Consider the following 15,516-nt stretch of genomic DNA (forward strand, 5'->3'; position numbering starts at 1 on the left):
GGCGACTGCCTAACATGAAAAGTGTAAGACTAAATGCCATATATAGGGAAGTGGAAATGAGTGAAAGACTAAAATCTACTTTGCCACCTTCAAAGTGGAAATAAACTTTTCACTTCAGCCTTTTTCCATTCTTTTAATTATACCAAAAATTTCGACTTGGTTTTTTCCCAATATATGTATATAATAATAAGATAGGATTTTAGTATCAGCCTAGCTTATAAGAAAAGGAAGAAAAGGGGAGAATCATCGATGTATCATATTCAGTTTGACAAACCCATACATGTACATTTTATCGGGATCGGCGGGATCAGCATGAGCGGTCTGGCCCAGATCCTTCTCAAGGAACATTTCACCGTATCCGGCTCCGACAATAAGGAGACGCCTCTCACCAGGCAGCTGGAAGAGAAGGGCGCCCGGATCTTCTACGGGCAGAAAGCCTCCAACATCATAGAGGGCATCGACGTGGTTGTCTACACTGCTGCCATCCATGAGGATAATGAGGAGTACCAGGCAGCCGTGCAAAAAGGACTTCCCCTCTTAAGCCGGGCGGAGCTTCTGGGACAGCTGATGGCCAACTACAAGATCCCCATCGCCGTAGCCGGCACCCACGGAAAGACCACCACAACCTCCATGCTTTCCCAGATCCTGCTGGCAGGCGACCTGGACCCCACCATCTCCGTGGGCGGGATCCTTCCTTCCATCGGAGGAAATATCCGGGTGGGCGATTCCGACTTATTTGTGACGGAGGCCTGTGAATATACCAACAGCTTCCTTCACTTCCTGCCCAAGATCAGCATTATCTTAAATATTGACGCTGACCACCTGGATTTCTTCAAGGATCTTGACGATATCCGTTCCTCCTTCCGCAGGTTTGCCCAGCTGCTGCCTTCCGACGGCGCGCTGATCATCAACGGGAACATCCCGGACCTTGAAGGATTTACAGAAGGGCTTCCCTGCCAGGTCATCTCTTACGGCATGGACAGCTCCTTTGACTACGCCGCCGTCAACCTCTCCTACGGGACTGACGGGGCAGTGTCTTTTGACTTTATAAAGGAAGGCATCTTTGTGGACCGGATCAGTCTCTCCGTCAACGGGGAGCACAATGTCCAGAACGCGCTGGCCTCCCTTGCCGTGGCAGATCTTTTGCATCTGCCCCTGGAGATCTCCAAGCAGGGACTCCGTGACTTTAAGGGCACAGACCGGCGATTCCAGCACAAAGGGGAATTCCAGGGCGTGACGGTGATCGACGACTACGCCCATCATCCCACAGAGATAAAAGCCACCCTGGAAGCAGCCGCACATTATCCCCACGGACAGCTCTGGTGTGTCTTCCAGCCTCACACCTATACCAGGACCAAGGCACTGTTCCCGGAATTCGTGGAGGCCCTCTCCCTTGCGGACCACGTGATCCTGGCCGACATCTACGCCGCCCGGGAGGTCAACACGCTGGGCATCTCCTCGGAGGATCTGGCCAATGCCCTCCGGGAGAAGGGGACCGATGTTTATTACTTCCCCTCCTTTGAGGAGATTGAAGATTTCTGCCGGACCAACTGCCGGGAAGGGGACCTGTTGATAACTATGGGCGCCGGAAACGTTGTAAATATTGGAGAAGCTCTTCTGGACCAGTAGTTTTCCACATTTTCCACAGAATTTTATCCACAAAAAAGCCGTTTTTTTGCTCAAAAATTTCTTTTTTGCCTGACTGACCGGTGCTATAATATCCCTACGAGACACCAGATCCCCATGGGGATCAGACAGTTATGGAAGGAATGTACACCATGAGGAAATTAACGCTTACCAACCACGCGCAGAGCAATACCACTGTGCTGGAGAATGAATTTATCGACAATTATATGGCCAAAGCCAACGGCGAATATGTAAAGGTGTACCTTCTTCTGCTCCGTCATCTGACCGAGCCCTCCGGCACCCTCACCGTCTCCAGGATCGCAGATCTTCTGGAGATCACGGAAAAAGATGTGGTCCGGGCTTTGAATTACTGGAAGAAGCAGGGTCTTTTGGAATACGAGTCCGCTCCTGAGAGCGGACCCGCTTCGTCTTCTCTGCCTTCGGATGTTCCGGACATCCGGCAGTACCGTAGCCGCAAGGAGTTCAAAGAGCTTCTGTTTGTGGCCGAGCAGTATCTGGGCAAGACTCTTTCCGCCACAGACATTGAGGCCATCACCTATTTCTATGAGACCCTTCACATGTCTGCGGACCTGATCGAATATCTCATCGAATACTGTGTGGAAAACGGCCACAAGAGCATCCATTATATCCAGAAAGTGGCCCTCTCCTGGCATGAGCAGGAATTCCACACCGTAGAGGAGGCCAAGGCAGGCACCCAGGCCTACAACCGCAACTGCTACTCCGTGCTGAACGCCTACGGCATCAAAGGCCGCTCCCCTGCCGCTTCCGAGATCGCCTATATCCGGAAGTGGAACGAGGAATACGGCTTTGCCCTGGAGATCATCCTGGAGGCCTGCGCCCGGACCATGAACAAGATCCACCAGCCCAGCTTTGAGTACACCGACTCGATCTTAAAAAGCTGGCTGGCCCAGAACGTCCACAGCCTGAAGGATGTGGAAGCCCTGGACACGGCCTACTATAAAGAGAAGGAACGCAAAAAACGGCCTGCGGCCAAAGCTTCCTCCAATAAATTCAATAATTTCGACAGCCGTTCCTACGATATGAACGATCTGGAACGGAAACTGGTCCAGCAATAACTATTGTAAGGAGATTTTTATGGCTCTTTCCAATTCTCAATACGATTTACTTATGCGTATCTATGAACAGCGGCAGCTGGAAGACGAGCAGCGGCTTCGCCGGCAGCGCCAGGAAGCCTACAAGCGCATCCCGGCCCTTCAACAGACGGAGGAAGAGATCTCTTCTGTCAGCGTGGCCAAGGCAAAGAACCTTCTGGACGGGGACGAAACCGCCCTTGCTTCTGCTAAAGAGACGCTGGCCGGGCTTTTCGCCCGCAAGAGGCAGCTTCTTCTTGACGCAGGGTTCCCGGAAGATTACCTGGAACCTCACTATACCTGCCCCGACTGCCGGGACACCGGCTACATCGGCACAGAGAAGTGCCACTGCTTCAAGAAGGCTATTATCGACCTGCTCTATCAGCAGTCCAACCTGCAGGGGATCCTGGAAGAGGAGAATTTTTCCACCTTCCGCCTGGAATATTACTCCAGCAACCACATTGACCCGCTGACGGGCCGCTCTTCCCTGGAGGCAGTAAAGACGGCGCTGAAAACCTGCCGCTCCTTCGTGGACAACTTCTCCAGTGAATTTCACAATCTTCTGTTATACGGCGACACCGGGGTAGGGAAGACCTTTCTCTCCCACTGCATCGCCAAAGAACTGATCGACGCATCCTACTCGGTCATTTACTTTTCCGCCGTCCAGCTCTTTGAGCATTTCGCGGAAAACACCTTTGGCGGGAAGCGGGAGGAACATTCCGACGGGCTTGCCCCCATCTATGAATGTGATCTTCTGATCATTGACGACCTGGGCACGGAGCTTACCAACGCATTTACCGCGTCCCAGCTTTTCGCCTGTATCAACGAGCGGATCCTGCGCCGGAAGGCAACCATCATTTCCACCAACCTGGCGCTTGACGATATCAAATCCATATACTCGGAGCGGATCTTCTCCCGGCTCAGCAGCTCCTACACCATGCTGCGGCTCACCGGGGACGATATCCGGATCCAGAAAAAACTATTAAACCTTGGAGGTACAAAAGATGTTACGTCGTAATGAACGCAACCTGGACAATATCCCTGTAGGAGCCCTTGGCATTGTAGCCCTGGACGGCATCCAGGAGATGGGAGACAAGGTAAACGATTATATCGTAAAATGGCGCAGGGAGGAAGGACATGCCCACAAGGACGACGTGGCATTCAGCGGCTATGAGCGGGACAACTACCTGATCAACGCCAAAGTGCCCCGTTTTGGTTCCGGCGAAGCCAAGGGGATCCTGGGAGAATCCGTCCGCGGCAAGGACATCTACATTATGGTGGATGTGTGCAACTACAGCCTGACCTACTCCCTGACAGGAAACATCAACCGCATGTCCCCGGACGACCACTTCCAGAACCTGAAGCGGGTGATCGCGGCAGTAGGAGGAAAGGCCCGCCGGATCAACGTGATCATGCCCTTCCTGTACGAAAGCCGCCAGCACAAGAGAAGCCGCCGGGAATCCCTGGACTGTGCCCTCGCCCTGCAGGAACTGGTGCGGATGGGCGTGGACAATATCATCACCTTTGACGCCCACGATCCCAGAGTCCAGAACGCCATCCCCTTAAGTGGATTTGAGACCATCCGTCCCACCTATCAGTTTGTAAAGGGACTTCTGCTCACCTATAACGATCTTCAGATCGACAGCGACCACATGATGGCCATCAGCCCGGACGAGGGCGCCACCGAGCGCGCGGTCTATCTGGCCAACATCCTGAACCTGGATATGGGTATGTTCTATAAACGGCGGGATTACACCCGGGTAGTCAACGGACGGAACCCTATTGTGGCCCACGAGTTCCTGGGCTCCTCCGTGGAGGGCAAGGACGTGATCATCCTGGACGACATGATCTCCTCCGGAGACAGTATCCTGGACGTGGCCCGGCAGTTAAAACGGCGGAACGCCCGCCGGATCTTCGCGGCAGCCACCTTCGGACTTTTCACCAACGGTCTGGAGAAGTTCGATCAGGCCTACGAGGAAGGGATCATCGACGCCATCCTCACCACCAACCTGATCTATCAGACGCCGGAACTTCTGGCCCGGCCCTATTATGTGAACTGCGATATGAGCAAATACATGGCTCTTTTGATCGACACTCTGAACCATGACGGCTCCATCAGCAGCATTCTGGATCCCCATGAGCGGATCCTGGCCGCGGTAGAAAATTACAAAAAGGGAGAAATCGATTCGGAGGTCTAAAAGACCTCCTCTCTTTTTCTCCCTTTTCAGATCTTTTGTCTCTTATAGGGGATCCCCAGTTCCCCAAGGATCTCCTCCTCCCGCTTCTGGCAGGTAAAAAGAAGAACCTGCCGCCGGTTTGCGGCCAGCCACTTCAGAGTATTCCCAAGCCTGGCCTCGTCATAGTAGGCAAAGGTATCGTCCAGGATCACCGGATATTCCTCCTCATAGAGCAATTCCCCCGCCGCCATCCTAAGAGCGAAGTAGATCTGCTCGATGGTGCCCCTGCTGAGGCGGTCGATCCCCACTTTCCTTCCGTCCTCCATAAGCACGCTCATCTTCAGCGGTTCCTCCACCACCAGACGAGTATATTTCCCCCCGGTGATCTCCCTCATGATCTGGGACACCCGCACATCCAGGTCGTCCTCCATCTTATCCTGCTGAAGCCGGGACACCTGGTTCAGCTTCTCCGCAGCCAGAAGGACAGCTTCCCGCTTCCGGTCCAGCTCCTTCTCCTCCTGCCCTACTTCTTCCAATTCTTCCAGACATTCCTTCAGATTCTCATACTGGACTTCTTTATCCTTACGCTCCGACTCCAGATGCTCCCGCTTCCACAGCAGCCGCTCCAGAGGTTCCTTCTCCTCCCTGGGGGTGATCTCTTCCAGGATCTTCTCCGGTTCCGTCTTCTCCTGGCGCTTCCCTACTTTCATCCGGTTCCACACATAGATCCCGCAGCACAGGGACAGGACAATGGCCACCAGAAAGTTCCAGGGACGATGGATCAGCACGAAAGAACCTGCCACGATCAGGAAGAACAACAGGATCTCTACCGGATGGATCCTCCACTTGGGCGGCCGGATCTCATCCAGCACCCGCTTCTTCTCCGGCTCTTCTTCCCGGGCCCTCTCCCGCCGAAGGTGGATCTCCTCCTCCAGCGCCTCTTCTTCCTCCACAAGCCCGTGGATCTCCCGCCATACATAGGAGGCCTCCTGCTCGATCCGTTCTCTTCTTCTCTGCCGCTTGCCCGCCAGCTCTTTGCGCTCCCGGTCCACCTCTTTGCGCCGCTCCTCCAGATGAGCAAGAGCCGCCGGCAGATCAAGGTCGCTTGATCCCGCCGCGTAATAATTCACCGCGAAGCTTTTCAGCTGCTCGGCCAAGGGCTGGCCCGGCTGGGCTTTCAGCTGGCCGATGGAGATGGTGTTCTCATATCCCGCTGCGTCCATTCCCCCCAGCAGCACGCATAGATCTCCCTGTTCCATGGAAAGTTCCTCTCCATCCTCCTCGCAGATCAACTCCGCCTTCCGGGTATATTTGTCAAAATTCCGGTGGATCCAGAAATGTTTCCCCCCGCTTTCAAACTGCAGGGACCCGGCGTAAGAAGACGGGTTCTCCCAGGGTTCGTACCGGCTGAAAGCATCGTTTGCCGACGCCCGTCCCCGCCCTCTTTCCATACCAAAAAGCATGCCTTTTAGAAAGGAATGAACGGTGGATTTCCCCGATTCATTTTCCCCGTAAAAAAGCTGGACGCCCTCAGACAGATCAAAGTCCCGGTCCGCCAGCTTTCCGAAATTTTTTATCTTAATCCTGCAAATCTTCATATCAGTCTCTTCTTGTCTCCATCAGCGCCTGCACGCCCTCGCACAGGGCCATATACTCCGTGGTCTCCTCCCCGGCTCCCTGGAACTCCCGGATAAACGCCCCCAGGATATTTTCCCGGTTGGTCTCTTCCAGCTTCCCGAAATCATAGGCCGGACGGGTCCCGTCTGTTAGTTCCACCAGATTTCCATAGACGTCGAAACCACTTAAGTCAAACAGCACCTCCGGATCCCGGAAGCCCACAAGGCGGGCCTTATACATATGTTCCTTTCCCAGCTCCCCGATCCGCGACCGGAGCAGTTCTTTCACCTGATATCCGGTCATCTCCCGGGTCACTCTTATCTCCAGCGGCCGGTACTCTCTTGCCGCCGCCGGCACAAACCGGATCTGACACCCCCGGTCCGTAAGCTCCCCGGCAATATATCCGTGAGGACCCATGTCATTTTTGTCAATGGGCTCCAGGGCCCCGCTGTAGGCCGCCTTCCCCGGGATCACCTCCTGAGGCTTATGGATATGGCCCAGGGCCACATAGTCATACCCAAGACTGGAAAGTTCTTTTCCATCTATGGGCATATGCTTCTCGTCCCCGCCGTGGAGCATCAGGATCTCGTGTTTCTGCCGCCCGGGCGCTCCCATTCCCTCATAGGGCCGGCCGGTGATCTCCCGGGAATGATAGCTCATGCCGTACACCGCCGTGCTAAGCTTTGGCAATTCCAGGCATTCCAGTTCCTCGCTCAGAAGGGGATGGATATTGGCCGCCCAGGAAAAGCTCCGGTAATAGGAGCCCGGCTTCAGATAGTCGTGGTTGCCGATGATCAGCGCCACCTGGGTCTTCCTCATCCGCCCCAGGCAGGCGTTCACTTCTTTTAACTCCCGCAAAAGGGGCTGTCTGTGGAACAGGTCCCCGGCGATAAGAAGCAGGTCCGTCCCTTCTTCCTCACAGATCCCGCAGATCCTCTCCAGGCTGTTCCAGATCTCTCTTGGCCGGCTTTTGCTGTACGCGCTTCCTGCGTCCGGCTCTGCCCCCAAATGTATGTCTGCGATGTGGATGAATCTCATCTTGTTCTCCTTCTTCTGGTTTCTCTTCACTCTTCGACGGCAGGGTCACGATAAACTGAGTCCTTATATCGTCGCTCCTTGCCTGGACGCTTCCCCCGTGCAGTTCCACGATCTCCTTGGCAATGGCCAGGCCCAGCCCCGCGCCGCCGGTGCCACTGGATCTGGAACCGTCCACCCGGTAGAATTTCTCAAAGATGGTCTGGAGCATGGCCCCAGGGATCTTGTCCCCCTGATTGATAAACGCGATCTCAATGTCTCCGCCCTTCTTCCGGGCCCGGATCTGGATCACCGTGTTTTCATAACAGTAGGCCACCGCATTTCGCAGGATATTGTCAAACACCCGGGCAAGCTTGTCCGGATCTCCGTAAACCTCCAGGTTCTCTTCCACTTCCACCTCGCAGCGAAGCCGTTTCTCCTGGAGAACGCCGTAGAGCTCGTCCGCCAGCTGCTCCAGCATCATGGACAGATTGATCTCCACCGGCTCCAGCTCGATATTCTGAAGATTATAACGGGTGATGTCAAAGAACTCATTGATCAGCTCTCCCAGGCGGACGGATTTCTCAAAGGCAATGTGGATGTATTTCTCCCGCTCCGCCGGATCCATCTCCGGGTGGTTGTCCAGCATGCTCAAGTAAGCCACGATGGAAGTAAGGGGTGTCTTCAGGTCGTGGGCCAGAAAAAGGACCAGATCGTTCTTCTTCTTCTCCCCTTCCTCCGACTCCAGCTCCTGGCGCTTCAGCGTGGCTTTGATCTCGTTGAGCCGGATCTCGATGGGCTTGAGCTCCGTGATCAGATGGATGGGCTCCGTGGAATCCGACACGATATTCTCGATGCCGTCTCCCACCTGGTCCAGATAGCGGGTCATCTTGGACAGCGCCACATAGAAGAACAAGGCAAACAGGAGCAAAAAGCCTACGATCATAAAGAAGATCTTGTTGTCGCCGATCAGGCGCCAGTACAGATCGATCGCTCTTTGCTCCTCCACATCAAAATCCGTCAGCACCTTCACGAAGATCCGGCCAAAGCTTTCGTTGTAGACTCCGTCGATCACATAGTTTAAGATCACGCCTCCCACAAGTACAGTGACCGCGGTGACCAGCACCGTCTGGAGAAGAATGCTGAATTTTAATTTCCGGTAATTATTCTTCAACCTTATATCCCACTCCCCACACCGTCTTGATGAAATCCGATTTTCCGGTAGGTCCGTTCATTTTCTCGCGCAGATGCCGGATGTGCACCATTACCGTGTTGTTGCTGTTTTTATAATATTTCTCATGCCATACCTTCTCGAACAGCTCCTCGGAGCTGATCACCTTGCCCCGGTTCTCGCACAAAAGCCAGAGGATGTCAAACTCGATGGGGGTCAGGGTCAGGGGAACCTCATTGTAAATGCACTCGTGGGAAGTCCGGTCCAGGACCAGCCCTCCGAAATCGATCACGTCCCCGGTATCCCTGCCGCCGTCGTTGTACTGGGTGTACCTGCGGATCTGGGCCTTCACTCTTGCCACCAGCTCCAGCGGGTTAAAGGGCTTGGGAATATAGTCGTCCGCCCCCAGGGTAAGGCCGGTGATCTTGTCCATGTACTCCGTCTTCGCCGTCAGCATGATCACCGGGAAGGTGTATTTCTCCCGGATCTGCTTAAGGATCTGGAACCCGTCCACATCCGGCAGCATAATGTCCAGGATCGCCAGGTCCACCTTGGTGCTCTTCAGGAAATCCAGCGCCTCCTGACCGGTATAAAACTTGAACACATTATACTGGTCGTTCTGGAGGTAGAGTTCGATCACATCCGCGATTTCCTTCTCATCGTCTACTACTAAAATGTTCATACAAAAACCCTCCTGTCGGTTTTCCCCCCTGAACACTTTCTATAATTCGCAGTTGTTTACCGTTCTCGGGAACGGCAGTACGTCCCGGATATTGGTCATTCCTGTCAGATACATAATGCAGCGCTCAAAGCCAAGGCCGAATCCTGCGTGCCGGGTGGAACCGTATTTGCGCAGGTCCATGTAGAACTGGTAGTCTTCCTCTTTCATCCCCAGCTCCTCGATCCGGGCTTTCAGCTTGTCGTAGTCGTCCTCCCTCTGGCTTCCGCCGATGATCTCTCCGATCCCCGGAACCAGACAGTCTACTGCCGCCACGGTCTTGCCGTCCGGGTTTGCCTTCATGTAGAAGGCCTTGATCTCCTTGGGATAGTCGGTGACAAACACCGGGCGCTTGAAGATCTGCTCCGTCAGGTACCGCTCATGTTCGGTCTGCAGGTCGGTGCCCCAGGATACCTTGTATTCAAAATTGTCGTTGTTTTTCTCCAGAAGCTCGATAGCCTCGGTGTAGGTCACTCTGGCAAACTCAGAGGACACCACGTTGTGAAGCCGCTCCAGAAGCCCCTTGTCCACGAAGGAGTTGAAGAAGTTCATCTCTTCCGGCGCCGCTTCCAGCACATAGTTGATCACGTATTTCAGCATAGACTCCGCCAGATCCATATCATCCTCCAGATCTGCGAAGGCGATCTCCGGCTCGATCATCCAGAACTCCGCCGCATGCCGGGTGGTGTTGGAGTTCTCCGCTCGGAAGGTGGGCCCGAAGGTATAGATGTTGCGGAAAGCCTGGGCATAGGTCTCGCCGTTTAACTGGCCGCTTACCGTAAGGCTGGTCTCCTTCCCGAAGAAATCCTGGGAGTAGTCCACATGGCCCTCTTTATCTTTGGGCACATTTTCCAGATCCAGAGTAGTCACCCGGAACATCTCTCCCGCCCCCTCACAGTCACTTCCGGTGATGATGGGGGTGTGCACGTACACAAAATCCCGCTCCTGAAAGAACTTGTGGATGGCGTAAGCTGTCAGGGACCGCACCCGGAACACGGCCTGGAAGGTGTTGGTCCGGGGCCGCAGATGGGCGATGGTCCGCAGATACTCGAAGCTGTGGCGCTTCTTCTGCAGCGGGTACTCCGGCGCGGAGGCTCCTTCCACCTCCACGGTGTCCGCCTGGATCTCAAAAGGCTGCTTGGCCTGGGGCGTGGCTACCAGGGTTCCCGTGACAATGATGGCCGCTCCCACGTTCAGTCTGGAGATCTCTTCGAAATTCTCCATGGTGTCGTGATAAACCACCTGCAGCGGCTCAAAAAAGGTTCCGTCATTGACCACGATAAAGCCAAAGCTCTTGGAATCCCGGATGCTGCGCACCCAGCCGCCCACAGTGACTTTCTGGTCCAGATAGGCTTCTCTGTTCTTATATAAATCTCTGATCCGTGTAAGTTTCATCTCTGTTCTTCTGCTCCTTTTCTTTTCTCTTGGCAAATGCTTTCGGTTATTATATCACATCAGCTGCATTTTTGAAAGGCTGACCGCCTCTTAGGTACAGTGCCGGAAAGACCGGTCGGTGATGATCCTGGCGAAGATCAGTCCCAGCGGCAGCGACAGGATGATGAGAAGGGCGGAAGCCAGCCAGGAAGCCGACGGGGTCAGGGACATTTCTCCCAGGTTGTATACCCCCCGGTAGAGGTAAAGTCCCGGCACCATGATCACAATAGACGGCACGGTGATGGAGATCCTTGGATACCCCAGCTTCTTCGTAAGAAGGGAAGCGATCAGGCCGGCTGCAAGGGATCCCAGGAATGCCGCCGCCGAGGGCGGAAGGGCCGTAAGATCCACCAGCTCCAGCCGCAGGGTGTTGGCCACCGCGCCGATCAGCCCCGCCGTCACCGCCATGGGCAGCGGGCTGTTGAACATGATGGAGAACCCGAAGACCCCGCAGAAGCTGGCCAGCAGCCGCAGAGCAAACAGAAGGCCAGCTGGCAGCGACAGCGCCACGAACTCTTCCGGCTTCAGATTCAGGGCCAGCGCCAGGATCCAGGCCGTGACCGTGGCCACCACAATGATCATCAGCGCATACACCAGCCGCTCGATACCGGAGCGCATGTCCAGCTTCGCCAGGTCGATGCCGCTGGTGATAAAGGGAAATCCCGGGATGATAAACAACATGGCGCAGATATACCCTGCCTCGTGCTGCACAGAGAGGGAGAAAACCGCCTCCGCAGCCCGCAGGGAAAGGGTGTAGGCCAGGCAGGCCAGGGCCACTGAGGAAACGATACACAGGAAAAGGGTATAGTGCTTCCTCAGCAGTTTACAGCGCAGATAATTTCCCACGCCCGCGCCGATGAAGGCGCAGAGGATCTCGATGATCCCCCCTCCCAGGAGGAAGGTAAACGCGCCGCAGGCCAGGGCGGAAGCCAGCCCCAGCTGCGCCGGAGTGTACTGGTTCCCGATCCGGTCGATCTCATCCAGATGGGAGTGAAGCTGATCCGTGGTCATCGCGCCCGCCTTCTGGTCAAACTCCTTCACAAACCGTTCCAGCCGGTCCAGCTTGCAGGTGTTGACCCCGGTATTATTAAGACTCAGGGAATGGGAGAAAGACCGATCTCCGTCAAAACAGCTGTAGTCGATGGACATCAGTCCGATATTGGCCGTACAGGTAAGACCCAGCTTCTGCGCCACCGTGTTCATGGCGCTTCTCACCCGCCAGGCCCCAGTCCCGCAGCCCAGCAGCATAAGCCCGATCCTCCCCACCAGCGTGGATTTCTCGATCATGCTGGCCTCAGTGACCGGGGCGTCCGGCGTCCGGTCTGCGTAGTCGTGCCAGTAGATATCCATATGATTGGGGGTGATTTTCTCTTGTGTCATTCTGCACCTCGCATAGTTCCTTGATTTTCTAGTACCAGTATAGTGGAAAACCGGGAAAAGTCAAGCTTTCCGCTTGACGGAGCAGGCGTTCTCATGCTATACTGAACCCCGTTGCAGACCTGTCTAAAACCAAGGTCTTATAGGGTCTGCCGGCGGTCACCGCCGTAAAATGTGCCGAGTGTTCGAGACCTTCCACTCGTAAAACAAAACTAAAGGAGAAACAAAATGAGAAATCAAAGAATTACCTTCATGACCCAGGCCGCCATGATCGCGGCCGTCTATGTGGTGCTGACGTATGTCTTCGCGCCCTTTTCTTTCGGAGAAGTGCAGGTCCGCCTGGCGGAAGCCCTGACCATCCTCCCCTTATTCACCCCCGCTGCCGTCCCCGGCCTGTTTATCGGATGCCTGATCGGAAATATCTTAGGCGGAGCGATCCTGCCGGACATCCTGTGCGGAAGTCTTGCCACTCTGATCGGCGCTGTCTTTACGTATCTTCTGCGGGACAAAAGCCCACTGGTCGCGCCGCTGCCGCCGATCCTGGCCAACACAATGATCGTCCCGCTGGTCCTTCGCTATGGATACGGCGTGGCGCTTCCCATCCCCTTCCTTATGCTCACCATCGGGATCGGGGAGATCCTCTCCTGCGGAGCGCTGGGATTGGTGCTGTATTACGCACTGAGGCAACGCGGTTTTCAAAAAGGGACAGGGTATTTTTAATCTGGGACGTGGTATTTTTAAAAATACCACGTCCCCAATTAATTTACGCCGCGTATGTGTGCCCGCTCCCGGCGGTCATTTTATCGATCTCTTTGCAGGATGCGCTGCGGCGTTCGCCGCTTTCTCCGTCAATGTAAGTTACCACATCATTCCGATATCCCACCAGGATCATTCCTTCTTGTGCATTCTTCATGGCGATCACGGGACGGCCCTGATTGATGATATACAGAAGATCTTCGCAGCTGCAGCCGGTCAGATCCTGCGCCTGTCCATCCCGGATTTCTTCTATGATCTCCATCGGCGCCGTTCCTGCGGCCAGCTGACTCTGGATCTTGTGGATCTGTTCTTCTTTCCCTTTTATGGTATATCTAAGATCCCGGTTTCCGCTCTCCCAGAGGTAAGACTGATCTGCTGCCACCGCTACGCCTTCACACTCTTTCGCCATACGGACGGCCTCTCCGGCTTTCTCGCAGATCCTCTGCAGACGTCCGTAACCGTAGACATAACATTTCCCGGTGGTCTCCATCCCGTCAAAAGAGATCGCCGCCGGATGTTCTGCCTGCACCTGCCTTGGCTTCAGCAGTTTCGGATTCTTATCGCTGATCCCGTCGCTGTAAGTAAGTCGCATCTGGGTCCCTTTAAAATCCGTAAAATAAGACTCCAGGACTATGTTGCTTTCCTTTTGTTCTACATTATTTGTGATATAGTCTTCGGAGATTCCTGTATAAATGTTTCCGCTTTTTTTCGCTCTCTCCAGAGTGATCATATTTTCGTCGATCTGCGCTCCCAGGATATAGGTCTTTTCCTGCTCATAGGTCTTGATAATCTGCTCTTTCCCATCCTGGATCTCCACTTTATACATGGGCTCCACCGTCTCGCCGGAAACGGTCTGGCCTACATCCTCTTCCCGGACAGCCCCATATACGAAATCATTTTTTATAAATCCAAGCGGGCGGATACTCTCTCCCTCTGCACTCTCCATCGTCCGCTCTCCTCCGGTGGCCAGATTCCGGACAACAATATTTCCCTCTGCCTGATACGCCATCATATGCCCGTCTTCAGAGACCACGTACCGGTCTTCCGTCAGTTCTTCCGCCAGCACAGTCTGGTCTCCCTTCTCCACATCGATCTCATAAAGCGTCTGATCCGCCAGCACATAGAGCCGGTCCTCGTCCACGCTGTAATAGACCAGCCGCCCCAACTCGCCGATCACTGTTCCCCAGGACTTATCCGTAGAAATGAAAAGCTTTTCCTCCACAGAGCTGGTGGCAATATCATAATAATAGATAGCAACTCCTACTTCCCCTTCATGAGGGCCCCGGTTCATATAACCATATACCGCAAAGGTCAGATCTCCTTCTTTGTCTCCCTGGATCAGACGGATCTCATGCTGAGCGGTATTATTTCGCTCATCTGTGTTCTCTGCAGACCGGAAGCTGAACACCTGGGAGATCTCATCCGTATTCCGGTTGTAATTCCACACTTCCCCGGCCTGGATAAAAGAGACAATGGTTCCGTCCCCATTGATCACATACGGCACATCCGCCTCCCCGATCCCAAGGAGAAGTCCCTTTGCGCTCAACACCTGCCTTGTGGGATCGAAGATCTGAGCCATTCTCCTGTCATAGTCCAGAAGATAGGTGTGGTCCCGTTCTTTGTCATAGCGGACCCGGAAGAACTCCGTGACTTTATACAAGTCGTCCTCATTTTCCTCCCCCCGGCAGCGCACCATATACTCTGCCTGCACGCAGGAATAATTTCCCCGCATTTCCTTGATGCTCCAGCGCTCGCCACCTTCCACCTGAGGGTTAAGCTCTCCCCAGGTCACGTGATCGTAATCAGAATGGATGGTCACATGGGAAAATGTGGTGTTGTCCCCCTCGTCGTTAGGTTCGATGGCTGTGCTGATCGCAGCCCCTTCCCCGCCGTTCAGCGCCGCCTCGTGAAAGTTCTGCACATACTCCAGACACTGGGAGACATACTTATCCCCCGCAGAGGCGATCCGGGTATAATAGAAAATGTCTTTCTCTCCCTCCAAATGCAGGATCACCTGAAGCACCCGCTCCTGATCCAGCACCTCTTTCCGGGCAAGATCCAGCATCTGCGTCTCGCCGGGTTTGCGCACTTTCCCCTCCAGAAGGACTTCCTGCCCGTCCAGAGAAAGGACCTTGTAATCCACGCTGGTAACCGTATTCTCATAAGCCTGGATGTCCATTTCTACTCCCTGGTTCCCCACCGGCGTGATGGTGTCCCGGATAGAGGGAATGTCCATCTCCTTTGCATAGCCCGGCACACTGTTGAAGGCATACCCGTCATAGGAAAAAGAGATCTGCGGATAAGTGGCAGCCCCCATATCCGCAGTCATACTGTCATTTCCATTGTTGGTAAGGTAACTGAAAAAAAACACTGCAACCAGAAAGACCCCGGTCAGGATCCCTCCGTTGATCAGCCGCTTTTTCCACTGTTTTCTTATCATCATTGCAAATCCCCTTTATGATCCAGAAGTTTCCCCAGTGTGGGAGAAACATGAAAGAATTCTTCGCAGGCCTG

12 protein-coding genes are annotated in these 15,516 nt (G+C 54.4%); 5 read left to right on the plus strand and 7 right to left on the minus strand.

Going from position 1 to position 15,516, the window contains the following annotated elements:
• Positions 1–249: 249 nt before the first annotated feature.
• From murC to ACML7B_RS10865, 4 genes are all read left to right on the plus strand, one after another.
• Positions 250–1,629, plus strand: coding sequence for a UDP-N-acetylmuramate--L-alanine ligase (gene murC / locus ACML7B_RS10850; RefSeq protein WP_418541226.1), 1,380 nt, complete (start codon positions 250–252; stop codon positions 1,627–1,629).
• A 149-nt stretch (positions 1,630–1,778) separates the two neighbouring features.
• The gene (locus ACML7B_RS10855; RefSeq protein ID WP_418541227.1) at positions 1,779–2,723 is read left to right on the plus strand and encodes a DnaD domain protein; all 945 of its coding nucleotides are present in this window, start codon (positions 1,779–1,781) and stop codon (positions 2,721–2,723) included.
• Positions 2,724–2,742: 19 nt separating this feature from the next.
• Positions 2,743–3,756 (plus strand): ATP-binding protein, encoded by a 1,014-nt coding sequence (locus ACML7B_RS10860; RefSeq protein ID WP_106789525.1) that lies wholly within the window; start codon positions 2,743–2,745, stop codon positions 3,754–3,756.
• Positions 3,743–4,936 (plus strand): ribose-phosphate pyrophosphokinase, encoded by a 1,194-nt coding sequence (locus ACML7B_RS10865; protein ID WP_106789524.1) that lies wholly within the window; start codon positions 3,743–3,745, stop codon positions 4,934–4,936. Before ACML7B_RS10860 ends, ACML7B_RS10865 begins: the two co-directional genes overlap by 14 nt.
• Positions 4,937–4,962: 26 nt before the next feature.
• Here the strand turns inward: ACML7B_RS10865 and ACML7B_RS10870 are convergent, their stop codons facing one another.
• The 6 genes from ACML7B_RS10870 to ACML7B_RS10895 all read right to left on the minus strand — a co-directional run bounded on the left by ACML7B_RS10870 (position 4,963) and on the right by ACML7B_RS10895 (position 12,249).
• Entirely contained in the window at positions 4,963–6,513 is a 1,551-nt protein-coding gene (locus tag ACML7B_RS10870) for an ATP-binding protein (protein ID WP_418541229.1), read from the minus strand.
• 1 nt (position 6,514) lies between these two features.
• Positions 6,515–7,561 carry a DNA repair exonuclease gene (locus tag ACML7B_RS10875; protein WP_346707605.1) on the minus strand — a complete coding sequence of 349 codons (1,047 nt, stop codon included), beginning with the start codon at positions 7,559–7,561 and terminating at the stop codon, positions 6,515–6,517.
• Entirely contained in the window at positions 7,449–8,720 is a 1,272-nt protein-coding gene (locus ACML7B_RS10880; RefSeq protein ID WP_106789521.1) for a sensor histidine kinase, read from the minus strand. The genes ACML7B_RS10875 and ACML7B_RS10880 overlap by 113 nt, the downstream gene beginning before the upstream one ends.
• Positions 8,710–9,399 carry a VanR-ABDEGLN family response regulator transcription factor gene (gene vanR, locus ACML7B_RS10885; RefSeq protein WP_106789520.1) on the minus strand — a complete coding sequence of 230 codons (690 nt, stop codon included), beginning with the start codon at positions 9,397–9,399 and terminating at the stop codon, positions 8,710–8,712. The genes ACML7B_RS10880 and vanR overlap by 11 nt, the downstream gene beginning before the upstream one ends.
• A 39-nt stretch (positions 9,400–9,438) precedes the next feature.
• The gene (asnS, locus tag ACML7B_RS10890; protein ID WP_418541231.1) at positions 9,439–10,830 is read right to left on the minus strand and encodes an asparagine--tRNA ligase; all 1,392 of its coding nucleotides are present in this window, start codon (positions 10,828–10,830) and stop codon (positions 9,439–9,441) included.
• 90 nt (positions 10,831–10,920) lie between these two features.
• Positions 10,921–12,249, minus strand: a complete 1,329-nt coding sequence (locus ACML7B_RS10895; RefSeq protein WP_418541232.1) for a threonine/serine ThrE exporter family protein — start codon at positions 12,247–12,249, stop codon at positions 10,921–10,923.
• Positions 12,250–12,474: 225 nt separating this feature from the next.
• Here ACML7B_RS10895 and ACML7B_RS10900 point away from each other — a divergent pair, with 225 nt between their 5' ends.
• Positions 12,475–12,966: a QueT transporter family protein gene (locus ACML7B_RS10900; RefSeq protein WP_418541234.1), complete on the plus strand. Its 492-nt coding sequence runs from the start codon at positions 12,475–12,477 to the stop codon at positions 12,964–12,966.
• A 43-nt stretch (positions 12,967–13,009) separates the two neighbouring features.
• Here the strand turns inward: ACML7B_RS10900 and ACML7B_RS10905 are convergent, their stop codons facing one another.
• Positions 13,010–15,445: a hypothetical protein gene (locus ACML7B_RS10905; RefSeq protein WP_418541236.1), complete on the minus strand. Its 2,436-nt coding sequence runs from the start codon at positions 15,443–15,445 to the stop codon at positions 13,010–13,012.
• Between the last annotated feature and the right edge of the window lie 71 nt (positions 15,446–15,516).

The sequence above is a fragment of the Massilistercora timonensis genome, assembly GCF_048354975.1.
Taxonomy (GTDB): Bacteria; Bacillota; Clostridia; order Lachnospirales; family Lachnospiraceae; genus Massilistercora; species Massilistercora timonensis.